The 12,152-nt window shown below is 68.9% G+C and carries 14 protein-coding genes; 11 read left to right on the top strand and 3 right to left on the bottom strand.

Going from position 1 to position 12,152, the window contains the following annotated elements; translation table 11 throughout:
• Positions 1 to 383: 383 nt before the first annotated feature.
• The 3 genes from OG624_RS42215 to OG624_RS42205 all read left to right on the top strand — a co-directional run bounded on the left by OG624_RS42215 (position 384) and on the right by OG624_RS42205 (position 2,724).
• Positions 384 to 1,166: a hypothetical protein gene (locus OG624_RS42215; protein WP_331719578.1), complete on the top strand. Its 783-nt coding sequence runs from the start codon at positions 384 to 386 to the stop codon at positions 1,164 to 1,166.
• Between the two features lie 44 nt (positions 1,167 to 1,210).
• Complete coding sequence (locus tag OG624_RS42210; RefSeq protein ID WP_371638816.1) at positions 1,211 to 1,486, top strand: hypothetical protein; 276 nt, start codon at positions 1,211 to 1,213, stop codon at positions 1,484 to 1,486.
• A 494-nt stretch (positions 1,487 to 1,980) separates the two neighbouring features.
• Positions 1,981 to 2,724, top strand: a complete 744-nt coding sequence (locus OG624_RS42205) for a hypothetical protein (protein WP_331719576.1) — start codon at positions 1,981 to 1,983, stop codon at positions 2,722 to 2,724.
• A gap of 342 nt (positions 2,725 to 3,066) precedes the next feature.
• Here the strand turns inward: OG624_RS42205 and OG624_RS42200 are convergent, their stop codons facing one another.
• Positions 3,067 to 3,759 (bottom strand): hypothetical protein, encoded by a 693-nt coding sequence (locus OG624_RS42200; protein ID WP_331719575.1) that lies wholly within the window; start codon positions 3,757 to 3,759, stop codon positions 3,067 to 3,069.
• A 512-nt stretch (positions 3,760 to 4,271) separates the two neighbouring features.
• Between OG624_RS42200 and OG624_RS42195 the strand changes: the two genes are divergently transcribed.
• The 3 genes from OG624_RS42195 to OG624_RS42185 all read left to right on the top strand — a co-directional run bounded on the left by OG624_RS42195 (position 4,272) and on the right by OG624_RS42185 (position 5,059).
• Complete coding sequence (locus OG624_RS42195) at positions 4,272 to 4,517, top strand: hypothetical protein (protein WP_331719574.1); 246 nt, start codon at positions 4,272 to 4,274, stop codon at positions 4,515 to 4,517.
• Between the two features lie 132 nt (positions 4,518 to 4,649).
• Positions 4,650 to 4,826: a hypothetical protein gene (locus OG624_RS42190; protein WP_331719573.1), complete on the top strand. Its 177-nt coding sequence runs from the start codon at positions 4,650 to 4,652 to the stop codon at positions 4,824 to 4,826.
• Positions 4,826 to 5,059, top strand: coding sequence for a hypothetical protein (locus tag OG624_RS42185; protein ID WP_331719572.1), 234 nt, complete (start codon positions 4,826 to 4,828; stop codon positions 5,057 to 5,059). Before OG624_RS42190 ends, OG624_RS42185 begins: the two co-directional genes overlap by 1 nt.
• On the opposite strand, the gene OG624_RS42180 is transcribed toward OG624_RS42185, so the two are convergent.
• The gene (locus OG624_RS42180; protein WP_371638815.1) at positions 5,025 to 5,351 is read right to left on the bottom strand and encodes a hypothetical protein; all 327 of its coding nucleotides are present in this window, start codon (positions 5,349 to 5,351) and stop codon (positions 5,025 to 5,027) included. The two genes, OG624_RS42185 and OG624_RS42180, sit on opposite strands and share 35 nt — an antisense overlap.
• Before the next feature lie 388 nt (positions 5,352 to 5,739).
• Here OG624_RS42180 and OG624_RS42175 point away from each other — a divergent pair, with 388 nt between their 5' ends.
• Complete coding sequence (locus OG624_RS42175; RefSeq protein WP_331719570.1) at positions 5,740 to 6,270, top strand: hypothetical protein; 531 nt, start codon at positions 5,740 to 5,742, stop codon at positions 6,268 to 6,270.
• Positions 6,271 to 6,721: 451 nt separating this feature from the next.
• Here the strand turns inward: OG624_RS42175 and OG624_RS42170 are convergent, their stop codons facing one another.
• Positions 6,722 to 7,534, bottom strand: coding sequence for a flagellin N-terminal helical domain-containing protein (locus OG624_RS42170; protein ID WP_331719569.1), 813 nt, complete (start codon positions 7,532 to 7,534; stop codon positions 6,722 to 6,724).
• 368 nt (positions 7,535 to 7,902) lie between these two features.
• Between OG624_RS42170 and OG624_RS42165 the strand changes: the two genes are divergently transcribed.
• From OG624_RS42165 to OG624_RS42150, 4 genes are all read left to right on the top strand, one after another.
• Positions 7,903 to 8,376 (top strand): YidB family protein, encoded by a 474-nt coding sequence (locus OG624_RS42165; protein WP_331719568.1) that lies wholly within the window; start codon positions 7,903 to 7,905, stop codon positions 8,374 to 8,376.
• A gap of 124 nt (positions 8,377 to 8,500) precedes the next feature.
• Entirely contained in the window at positions 8,501 to 8,860 is a 360-nt protein-coding gene (locus OG624_RS42160; RefSeq protein WP_331719567.1) for a hypothetical protein, read from the top strand.
• Between the two features lie 152 nt (positions 8,861 to 9,012).
• On the top strand, positions 9,013 to 10,629 hold the full coding sequence (locus OG624_RS42155; protein ID WP_331719566.1) for a helix-turn-helix domain-containing protein: 1,617 nt from the start codon (positions 9,013 to 9,015) through the stop codon (positions 10,627 to 10,629).
• Entirely contained in the window at positions 10,629 to 11,225 is a 597-nt protein-coding gene (locus OG624_RS42150; RefSeq protein WP_331719565.1) for a hypothetical protein, read from the top strand. Before OG624_RS42155 ends, OG624_RS42150 begins: the two co-directional genes overlap by 1 nt.
• Positions 11,226 to 12,152: the final 927 nt, after the last annotated feature.

Raw genomic sequence — 12,152 nt, 5'->3', positions numbered from 1 at the left:
AATACGGGGCGCCGGGCACACCCTTGGCCGAAAGCCCTCCGTGTGGGCTGTAGGCGCCTCATACGCGGACGCGCGGGTTGCCCGAGCCTCCTCGGCTTCAGGGCTCTGTGACAGGCGCTCAGCGAGCCGCCTGTGACGTCGGGTGCCGGAGCGGCAGGGTGCCGGCGGTTCAGGCGGTTGGGTGGGGCCGCCCGTTCCGAGCCGACGGGATCCTGTTCTCGGGTGGAGCCGTCCGGCGCGAGGCCGTCGCAGGCCGGGGGCGGCCGCGCCCTCGCGCCGACATGGCGTGTGCGGGTGAGGCCCGGTGCCCGGTTCTTCGGAAGCAGTACCACCGGGCTGCAAACCTCGACGGACCGTCTCACGGCGCCGGTACGCTTGTCGGTATGACGACGGTGGAGCAGAGGGACCGAGACACGAGTCCCGTGATCTCGATCCTTGCTCCTGCTCCGAGTCAGGAATTGGCCGACTCCACGTACCGCCTCGCCCTTGCCATGCTCGACGGTCTCCCATACCAGGACACGCTTCGGGGGGCCGAGACCCTGACCGAAACCCTCGTGCAGAGGCCGGGCCGAGCGACGCGCTTGGGCGTGATGTGGTCCGGCCAATCGCGCCTGACCTCACTTCTTGAGGCGTTTCGGCGTGGTTCGGCGGCTGCCGAGGACGCTCGTGGCGCGTTCGGCGTGCTCTTGGGCGAGGCCTTCGGTGAGGTTTCGCAGGCGCGAGTCGATGAACTTCGGCGGCCACACGAGTACGGGTACACGTACAAGTACGAGGACGAGCGGCCCGCGAAGGGGGCCAGCGGTCCCGAGATTTTCGGCGCGTATGTGCTGTCGGCGGGGCTGTTGGCACAGACCGTCGACGATGTCCTGCCGACGAGCAGCTTCGGTTGGCGCGAACGCGAAGCAAGGCCCCTCGCCCTCCTCCACGTAGCGGAGTTCGGCGACCTTGCCGCGCTTGCCGACATGATCGCGGTGTGGCGGGCTGACCTCCTGCTGGCCATCCAGCGGTGGTTGTCCCCGGCTGCGTACGAGTACGTCGACCATGGGCCGCCGCTCGCGTGCTCTCCGTGCGGTGTGATCCGGATGGCTTCACCCGAAGTTCCCCGTGGGCCGGAACTCGGTCTCCAGCTCGATGCCTCCAGCCCTTTCTGGGTGCTGACTGCCTGATCTCCGATCGGGCGCTGCGCCCGTTCATCGATGTGGAGATCAAGTTGAAGAGCATCATCGACGCGGTCATGTCGCTGGCCGCGGAGTATCCGATCGTGGCGGCCGTGGCCGTCGGAGTCGTCCTGGTGGTCGTGGTGCCGCCGGTCGTCAAGCACCTGGGTGTGCTGGTGCGGGAGTACTGGGCGCCCAAGGTGGCGCGGCTGCGCCGGAAGTTCGGACAGGTGTGCCGGCGGATCAGTGACCGGCTTGGGACAGAGGACGAAGCCTCTGCCGAAGCGATGTCCGGGGAGGACGTCTGTCGTCTGACCGAGAGGGTCTGAACCGAAGCGTCGGCTGGGCGGGCCCGCAGGGGTCCGCCCAGCCGACGCTGTGGGTTGAAGGGCGTCCGGGCCCTGCGTAAGGGTCCTCAGGTCGCGTGTGTGCGGACGCGTGTGACGCCCTGTCTCCTCCCGCAGCAGGAACCGTGGGAGGCGCGCAGGCGGCCTCATGTGGGCTTAGGCGCGGACGCCGCCGCAGCCGATCCATGGGGCTTCGCCCAGTGGGATCCCGACACGGAGGGCGGACTCCTCGGAGTCGGCAGCAACGGAGGAGGGGGAGGAGGCCGGCGCCGCGGCGGCGAAGCCGAAGAAGCGGGCAGCGAAGGGCCCTCTTCAGGTCTCGGAGCTGAAGCCGGTGGCCGGTGAGGGCGAGGTGTACGCGATGCTCGACGACCTCGGGGTGCTGACCTCCCCGGCCGCCCGCATCTCCACCCTGCGCCGCGCGGTACGGGAGTTCCTCGGGCACTACGCGGACGCCCGCTCGGGGGCCGTACGCGATGTACCCGCGCCGCCCCGAGCACGCCGCGCTCCGGCTGAGCATCGGGTGGCACCAGGCCGGGGGCCCTCTCCGTTCAAGCGCTGGCTACAAGGACGGGGATCGGATCGCCCGACCGGCCGGCTACCTCGCCGCGCTGCTCACCACCCACGAGTGCGACCACCCGAACTGTGAGGCCGGGGTGTTCCTCAACACCGGCGAGGAGTGCAACACCTGCCAGTACCGAGCCGCGGAGCGGATCGCCCAGGCGAAGGGGGCGCAGCTCCTCGCCGAGCAGCAGGTTCGCGCTGCGGCCGCGGCGGAGCTCCGGGCCCGGCAGTTGGCGGAGGAACGGGAGCAGGCGCACGGGGAGGCTCTGGAGGAGAACACGCGCCGCGAGGAGGCCGCCGCCCGCCGGGCAGCCCGGGAGGCCGCCGCGGCCGCCGAGGCTGAGGAGACCGCCCGCCTCCGCGCCGAACTCACCGAGCAGTTCGCCGCACTGGACGCCGCCGCGGCCCGGCCGGTTGTCCCTGCCCCCCTCCACGCCGCCCACGACCAGGACCCCGCCGACCCCGAGGCCGACGCCTTCCCGGTCGAGGAGGACCCGTTCGCCCCCGGCCACTTCGAGAACGAACCCGTTCTTGAGGCCCCCGTGCCGGACGTCACCGCCGACGTCCAAGAGCAGCAGGCGGCCGCTCCGGCCCCGTGGTCGCTTTCGCACCCGAACGCCCTATACGAGGCGGCGAAGGCCGCCCTGGCTTCCTAGGCCCCGTTCAAGACCTGCCCGGTGCCCGTTCAGGTGCCGGGCGGGCCCATGTCCGTGACTGCCCGTACGCAGCCCTGCGCGCCCCGTACGGCGATCAACGCCACCCCCCGAGATATCCACGCCGCTTGACCGCCCATCAGGCCAGCACAGGGCTGTACAGGGCCACACGCCGACGGGCGAGGGAGCGTCACCCATGACGGGGCTGGCTTTGTCGCCGAGAGGCAGCAGCGATTGTTTGTCAGAACCGGGAACGGTCTGTGGCGGCGCAGGACTGTGTTGTCGAGTTCTGGAAGCGCGTCGGTACTTGCGTCTGACTGCCTCATGTGGGTGCCGGTCCCCCCGTCATTCATGCGGTTGGCCAGGCGCCGAGTGCGCCGCCCAGTCGGGGGCTGGGGCCATCATCGGGGGCGGAAGCAACTGTTCCATCGGGGGCGGGAACAACTGTTCAGTGAGGGCTTGGGTGTTCCGAATCAAGAATTCGTTGATCGCCCAGAAGGTGGAGCGTGCCTCCGTAAGGGTTCCTTCGAGTTCCGTCTGCGGCAGCGGCGACCCTGTGCCGTGATGGATAGCCTCACGAATGCGCTGAGAGGTATCTGAGAGTTGGTCCACGAGCGGACGGGAGTCGAAGGGACCAGCCGGGCGGGTCCAGGTGCCTGTCAGCCGGGTGTCGGGAAGCCGGCGGCCCGCCATGCGATACAGCCCCGAGGTGAACTCCCTCAGCTCCGCTTGCAGCTGCCCGTCATAGCGCTCGGCGTCGACAGCCCGGCCCAGCTGCAGGTCGCTGATCGCGCGCTCAGCAGCAATCAGCCACGCCCTGGCCGCAGCGCGTGCTGCGGCGATGATCTCCAGTGTGAGCTCTTCCTCCGCTCGCCGGGCGGTTGCGGCTGCGGCTGCGGCATCGTCACGTCGTTTCGCCCGCTGCACCAAGAGGGCGCCGCCGGCGCCGAGGCCCGCCCCGCCAAGGCCACTAACCGTTGCAAGGATCGTCTCCCACATCGCCATCGCGCGATGGTCCACCAGGTGCAGCTTGGGCACAACGGTCCTACGCGCCAAATCTGGCTGAGCGCCCATGCTTCCTGGGCGGCGTGCATGCTCCTGCAACGAAGACGCTGGCACGGGCCAGTGAGGTGCGAACTGGTCAGTGGCGTGTGGGGCCTTCGCCGAGTGTGCGGCGGCCGGGTACGGACTGGGGCTCGGGGGCGGACTCTGCCGGGGGAGCCGGCGCGGTGCCCTCGGCGGCAAGGCGGGCCCTGCGGGATCCGGCGGAGGCAGCGGAGGCGCGGGGGCCCGTGCCCAAGACGCGTCGAGTGTTCACCAGGACAGTGTCCTGCGCGCGAGGACGTCTGCGCGGAGCTCTGCCGGTCGTCCGGCCCGACGACATCGAACGAACTCCTCGGCCCTGCACTGGTGGGGTTGCGCGGCTAACCCCCGCGTTCCGCACTGTGCTGTCTGCCCCTCACCGGAGTGCGCAGACTGCAACCCCCGGGAGAGGTGTGCAGCGCCATGTCCGCGGATCGTCCGGGGCCGCTCTTTCGGGAGGGAACCCCATGTCCACCGCTACCGACCCGCAGCCCCAGACCCCTCAGCAGCAGCCCCCGCGGCCGCCCCAGCAGCCGGCCACGGACCCGCTCCTGACGCTGTGCCTGGTCATCGTCGGCGCCGTGGTCCTCGCAACGGCCGGTTACATGTGCGTCGCCCACCCGTCGCTCACCGGGCCGATTGCGACGGTGGCGACGGTGGCCGGGGCTCTGGCTGCGGCGGTCGGCGTCGGGGTCGCCGTCTGCCGGCGCTGACCCGTGGCCCGGCAACGGGCCTGCTCGTTAACGACAAACGCCCCGCCCGGATCACCGGGCGGGCCCGTCGTCGTCGACCGACCCGCCGTGCAGGTCCCGGCCACGTCCCGATACCCGGCCGGCTGGGGCGTGATGACCTCCCACGCCGTCACCTGGCCCGGCAAGCGGCCGCACACGTCCTTCGTGGCGCTGCGCATGACGCAGGAAGCGGGCGGTTGGTGGGTGGCCCAGAGCGAGGACGTCGCCGACACCGACCTGACGGCCCCCGTGGACGCGGTGCTGTCCGCGCTGTCCCGGGAGGTCAGGTGATGCGGCGCCTGCGGGGCCGGACGGTGGCCATCCCGGTCATGGCGGTGCTCACCACGCTCGCCGTCATGTCCGGGGCCGCGCACGCCGAGACCGTCGACCCCGACGGGGTGGGCGGGCTGCTCCCGGCCCCGGCCGCCCCCACGGGCGGCGGAACGATGTACGAGACGTACCCGCACCTGCACGTCGGGGCGGGCGTGTTCACGCGGCACCTGCCTGCTGCTTGGCGCGGTTGATCTTGGCCTTGGTGTGGAGCTGCTCAGGGATCCGGATACGCCGCTCCCGGGCGGCCTGGTAGACGACCCCACGGAAGCGGCTCCTGCGCATGCGCACCGCCGCGTTGGTGATCTTCAGCTTGTCCGCGATCTCGGTGTCCGAGTACCCGTCGATGGTCAGCTGGATGACCGCCCGGGTCTCCCACTTCTGCTCGTCCAGGATCTTCTCGAAGACGGTGACGAAGGTCTCGTGCTCGGCCAGGTAGCCGGATGCCTGAAGCAGGCCCGCGAGGACGTCGGGGTGACGGGCCACGACGCCCTCACCCTGATCACCGCGCACGCCGACGGGCCCTACCTCCGCCTACGCGGTCTGCTCGCTGCGCGACCGCCCACCGACTCGTGCATCGCCCGAGCCCGGCACCACGCCACTGCCATCGCCCGCCCGGCGTTCTCCACCGCGGTACGTACTCCTCGGCCAGGGCCGCACCTCCAGCCGGGCCCGCAGCCCCAAGACCATCGAGAACTACGTGATCGCCATCTAGGGCACCCTCGAAGCGTGGATCGCCGACGGGCTCACCGATCCCCGTGAGATCACCAGGAAGCACATCGAGGACGCCCTGGACCCGCTCCGCAGTGACCAGGCCCGCCGCCTGCACACCGCACTGCGCTCCTTCTTCAGGGCCCTCAAACGCGAACGCCTCGTGTTCCGAGACCTGGCCCGCAGTGTCTCCCTCACCAGCAGCCGATCCGTGCCGACCGCGCTGCCTTCCGACCGCATTGCCGGTCTCCTGGACCGCCTCGATGACCCGCGCGACCGCCTCATGGTCGCCCTCGTCGCCATCTACGCCCTTCTCCCCGGACAGCTCGCCCACCTCCGGCGAACCGACCTCGACCGCAGCAAGGGCCGACTGCGCCTGCGCCGGGCGGGACGCATGGACCACGTCATCTACCTCGACGTCTTCACCCTGGGCCTGGCCACAGCGTGGGAGCTCCAGCGCCACCAGCGCTGGCCCGACAGCTCCAATCCCCACTTCTTCGTCACCCGCAACACCGCCGTCGACGACTCCGGCCCGCCCATCAGCGCCGGCGTGGTTCAGTTGCTCTTCCAGCGAGTCGGCCTGCCGGCCGGCCGCCTGCGCGTGGACCGAATCGTCGACGAGGCTCGTCTCAGCGCCGACCCCGTTCGGCTGATGGACCTCTTCGGCCTGTCCAACCTCTCCGCCACCCGATAGGTCCTGTCGGCACACCCCGACAAGAGAATCGGTCCCATTGCCCCGTAGATCGCTGTCCGCACACCTCCGGCAGTGAACCGAGGAGGCTGTGGTCGGCTGACGGCCCTGAGCCGGAAGGGCAGCCAGCCGGCCACACGGCCGGGCGGGGGAGGGAGTCTCCGGCCCCGGTGTCGCCACGCACGCCGCTGGAGTCCAGTTGGCGAGAAAATGCGCTGCGGTCGGCGGTCGCGTACTTGCCCCCCCGCCGGGCATCGAGGAGCCGTCGTGCGTGAAGCGGTACGCCGGGTGGATTCAACCAGCGGTGAGAAGCAGGTCTGGTCTGGCGTCGCCGGACCAGACTTCACCGCAGGAGCGCGTGACCACGGTCGGCTCGGTCCGGAGACTGAACGGTGCCTCGGAGTAAATCACCGAACAGGGACCGCTCAGGACTCAGCCTTCGCGCTCTCGACCATCAAGCCCCTTCGATGCCTGTGTCGCTCGCCGTCAGGTTTTCCACTGCGTAGTCGTTGCTTCGGATGGCCGACTCCAGACGGTTGGAGAACGCCCCGAGGTTCGATCGCTGGGCCGTGACAGTCTTGATCGCGACGTCGATCTTTGCGATGGTCGAGTTTGCGTCGATCGCCGTCATGACATTCACCGGGCCCGCCACGGCGACTCCGCCCTGCTGATCGGCCGGGGTGGCTGCGCCCTGATCCGCGGGGGTGGCCGCCTCGCCGGCGAAGAGATGCTGGATGTCGGCAGCGAAGATGTTCACTGCCAATGCCTCGTCGGTATTCGCGCCCACGTGCACGCGCAGTGTCCACGATGCCTGGGCGTTCGCGAGTGACGCCGGTGTGTTGATCTTCGCGGGCATCATGCCCAGCTCGTCGGCCGCCTGTACGTTGGCCTCGGCCGAGGCGTCGCTGAGCAATTTCATCTTGTTGAAGTCGGCCTGGTCGGCGACTCTGGCGATCTCGTCGGTCAGCTGGTCGACCTCGATCTGGATCGCCGAGCGGTCCTCTTCGCTGTAGGTGCCGTTCGCCGACTGGATCGACAGCACCCGCATCCGCTGCAGGACACCGGTCAGCTCATCGAGGTGCCCCTCGGTTGTCCTGATGAAGTCGAGCGCGGCGGAGGGCGACCGAACGTCGACCCTCTTCTCCAGAGGCGCGGCTGACACGTCGGGTGTCGTGGCCCCGGGTGCGGGAGTCAGACCAAGGCTCGCCCCCTGCTCCAGGAACTGAACCTTGGCGGGGCCCTTTGAGTTGGGCGTGGTCTCGGACACGTTGGCTCCTCACCAGCAGGCCCGTTGCCTGCCAGGCCGGAGCCTTTCATGACGCACCGTAATCGGACAACTACTGACTTCAACTCACTGGCCGGAAGCCGATCATGGCGTCCGTCAAACCCCGGAGTGCGCCCGCCTCGGCCCCAGAGACAGATCGACCGCTGCCTCAAGCCCATGATTATCGGCCTAAGGGTCAGCCTCCCGCCGCAGGGATGTCCCGCGTACTACCCAGCGAATGGTGACGAACCCACTGCAGACTCTCGGTCAGAACGGATCTCGGGCACCGGGTTCGTGGCCAATCTGCTTCCGGAATCCGGGAACCCGTCGGTTTCCATCTTCCGGCGGTTGGATGGTGGGAGGGTTCCTTCATGACCGATCCCGTGAACGACGGCGCACCGACGCCGACCACCCTGTCGATCTCTGTGAAGGACCTCGCGGACGCCGGCCTGGAACCGCAGTTGCGGTCCTGGGTCGGCTCCGGGCCCAACGAGCCGGTGACCGCCGAACAGATCACCCTGGTCATCGGGCAGGACGAGCTCACCCGGACCGCTGAAGCCCTCGGACGTGAGCCCGGCGACCTTGCCGCGGACATCGCCCTCGCCCTCCCCCAGCTGATCACGGCAGCCCCCGAGGGCAGCGTCGAACCGGCCCCCGCGCAGGACGGCGCCGGGGCCGTCCGCACCCGTGAACTGACACTCACGCCCCAGATGGTGGTCGGGGAAGCCGAGTCGGATGTCAATTACAGGGCCCCGCTCAAAATCAGCGCGAAGGGGACGACCTTCCAGCCGGGCGACTACACCGGCGTCGTGGCGATGATCTTCGACGCAGTACCTCCCGTGTAGGTCGAAGAGCGGTCCTCGACGAGGGCACGCCCGGGACAGGCGCGGTCGCCGGATGAACGATCGACCGCTCCTGTCCCCCTGGGGGGAACACCGATGTCGGCGGGGCCGGCGGCCGTGGCCCAACATGACCGGCCGGTCCCGCCTCGCGATCCAGCCCGGCGCCCGCTCCTGCGTTTGGCTTGGTACTCACACGTCCTTCAACGGGGGCGGGCCGGTAGAAGCCACCGGGCGGAGGAAGCCGCACGCCTCTGTACGCGGACCGACCAAGTCCTCCGAGGCGGAGGCCCTCCTGCGCGTCTGGGGCGACGGCGGGATCGACCCGCACCACGCCGCCCAGCGCCAGGCCCTCGAAGACCTCGCCGCCACCGAGATGGTCACCCACGGCGACATCCTCGACCGCTTGCAGGACAACGTGCTCCACAGCCTCCGGACGCTCTCCGAGTCGTCACCGCCTACTGACACACCCCATGTCGCCGACCACTGACATCTCGTGTCGTCTCCCACTTACGTTCTGACGTCGTCCGACACGACGAACCCCGCTACGCCCGGACCAGGGGCACCTACCCAGCCAAAACGCATACTCAATTCATGCATTGAGTATGCGGAATCAGTATTGAGCATGCTAAAGTAGCGTGCATGATGGGTGTTGAGGATCTCCTCAGGCTCACGGTTGCAGCGCTGATGACGCGCACCGGTGAGCGCCAGAACGACCTCGCCGACGGCCTCGGCCTGTCGCAGGCGCAGGTCTCACGCAAACAGGCGGGGCGCCAGCACTGGTCGCTGGAGGACGTTGACCGGCTCGCCGAGCACTTCGGTCTGCATTTCCTGGACCTGCTGGCCGGTCCCACGCACGCGGTCGGTGTACTCCACGGCTCGATCCCTGCCCTGCGCCCCGCGGACGCCGTGGCTCCCTCGGCCATCGCGCAGCCGGCCCCCGCCGCCCTGTTCGCCGCCGAGCCGGCCGCCGCCGCGCCCGCCCCCGCAGCACCGGTGGGGTTGTGTGTGCTGTGCGGGCAGCCGACCGGTGACGAACTGGAAGGGTTCCCGCAGCACCTGAGTGCCGAGGAGTGCGCGGCCGCCGTCGCCGCCGTACCCCCGGCCCCGGGCCCGGCGTCGGCCCCGGCAGCACCCGCACCGGCCCCCGTCCCGCAGCAGCTCCCCGCCGAGCCGCCGGCCCCGAAGCCGGCGGAGCCCGTCGCGGTGGAGCCCGTCACTCCGGAGCCTGAACCCGAGGTCGAGGTCGAGCCCGCGCCGGAGCCGGCCAGGACGGGGCCGGCCGTGGTGCGGGGGCCCCGGGCCTACGCCTCCGGGACGCTCGTCGACGAGATCACGGGCCGGGTGCACGAGGTGCTGGAGGAGTGCACGGGGGACCTGGCCGCCGCCCAGGCCGCGCTCATCAAGTCCGCGATCCCGGACGTGATGGCCTTGTTCAAGGCCTCGCGGGTCGGGGGCCGGTACGAGCACTCGGAGTTCCCGCCGACCGCCGACGTGCTGCGCAAGCGCTCCCAGAAGGGGTCGGACGAGATCTGGGAGGGCCGCCCGAAGTGGCGCAACCCCCACATCTTCCAGGCGGCCAAGAAGGGCGAGACGTTCGAGGTGACCGCCCTCGACATGAACGCGGCCTACCTGTCGGCCTTCAAGTGCTGGTTGCCGATCGGACAGCTCCGCGAGGACACCAGCGGCGTCCACGACCGGAAGAAGTCCGGGATCCACCTGCTCACTCCGGCCGAGTGGGAGCACACCGACCTGCCCAACCCGCTGGGCAACCGGATGGAGCCGGGGGAGTTGTGGGTCAGCGAATCCACCCTCCGACTGCTCCTCGACTGCGCCCGCGAAGGCCTCACCGACACCCCGGTAATTCACCGCTCGCTCGTTTCCGGCGGCACAGAAGTCCTGTTGGAAAAGCTCCGACGCGCCCTTGCGGAAGTTCGTAAGACGGCTCTTGCCGAGGGCGATGAACTGACCGTGAATTATGTGAAATCAATGTATTCTAAGTTGGTCTCCACCCTGGGTGAATCCACCGCGAATCGGGATATGCGGCGCCCGGACTGGATGCACATCATGCGCGCGAAAGCGTTCGCGAATCTGTGGATGAAAGCCAACAAAATTCACAAGGCCGGATTGCAGGTCGTGGAGATCTCCGGCACGGATGAGTTGCACGTGATCGGCGATTGGCGGTTGGTGTTCGCGGAGGGCAGGGACCTGAATCAGGTGAAGGAAAAGAGCACCTACACGTTGGGGGGTAAGCGCTGATGGCAGGATCCGAGAATCTGTGGGCTCGCTGGGGTGACTGGGGTAAGCACGACGCCCGCGGGATGAAGGGCGGTGAGGCCCTGATCCTGGAGCTCAACCGGATCGTCCACTCCTCGGGTATCACCTCGCCCGTCACCTCCCGGCGAGGCCTGGCCGCCCGCCTCCGGTACCTCGACAGCCCCGCCGGCCGCGAGGCCTTGGCTGAACAGGGCGTCACGGCCCGCTCCCTGCGCTCCTGGACGCGCGGCAAGGCCACACCCTCCCCGGCGTCCAGAGAGCGGATCGACGCGGCGTACTGGTGGCGCCGGCGCGAGAACCTGATCCGCTCCGGCTGGCTCGTCCGGCACCTCGACAACGACGGCCGCGGCCGCCGCATGGAGATCTACCCCGTCGACCAGAGCCACGTCGACTCCAAGTACAGCCGCCCCCTGAGCGACCGCTCCATCACCGTTCGGTACATCTGGACCGACCTGGTGAGTGCGTGGGGCGCTCGGGATGAGGCGCTGGTGGATGAAATCTGGGACGACGTCATCACCGACCTCGATTCCGACTATGCAGCCTATGCATATGTCTCTTCTGTCGGTATCGGAGCCTGACCCATCCCGCTATTTATAGCTGCGCCCCGGTCAAATAGGCCGGGGGCGCAGCTATGTGTGGGCGTTGCTTGTGATGGCGGTTCAGATATCGTGCGTTTTTGGTTACTGAAGGCCCAGACTGTCGAGCGCGTCGGACATGACTCCAGGCTGCTTCACCGTGTGCTCCGTATTGTTGTCGATCGTGGTGTCCTCTTCTGCGACGGCCGCCCCCGCGCCGCTGCCAGCGTTCCTTGACTGACCCTGATTGATGGCCCAGTTGCTGCCATCGTCGGCCTGGGCCGCTCCCCCGAAGGACAGGGCTGCCCCAGCGAGAGCGACAGCGGCCAGTACACGCCTCATGTTGTTCATGGCCTGCCAACGACCACGCCCGCATGCAGTTACGGCGGCTGTTTTTGGCGGGGGGTTGTGGGGTTGTGTTTTTGGTATTCGGTCAGGGGGTGTTTCGGTTTTAGTATTTGACGTTGGGTCGGTTTGGTGGGTCGGGAATCGGTGTTTTTCCTTTTGTTGGCGATCTGTCTGGTGTAGACCACTTGCTGATGCTGGTCCGGGGTTGTTGTTACGTTGTGTGGCGTGCCGGGGGAGGGGCCGGCGGGGTGGACACTCCGCGGGACCGTGTGCATACTGCTACTGAGAGGGAGCGCGCAGCGCGAGCGGCACGACCTCGGCCCCGCAGGGGCCGCACCCCCCTGAGACACCGTTACAGATAACCTGACAGCCCATCAAAACCCCTTCTGACCTGCTACAATTAAGCCGAAGAACCCCGCGGCAGCCCCCCTCCGTTGCCAGCCGGCCACCGCGGACCCACAGTCCCCGAACAACCGGGACCACCCCGCCGTCACCGCAGGTGACGGCCCATCGGGCCACACTCCGCCCGGCGTCGCGCAGCGGCTGCAGCCCCTTGGGAGTGACGCAGTCACTCCGCGTCGT

The organism is Streptomyces virginiae (assembly GCF_041432505.1).
Taxonomy (GTDB): domain Bacteria; phylum Actinomycetota; class Actinomycetes; order Streptomycetales; family Streptomycetaceae; genus Streptomyces; species Streptomyces virginiae_A.
Note: the sequence above shows the minus strand (reverse complement) of the source record. Positions and strands in the feature narration are given on the sequence as shown.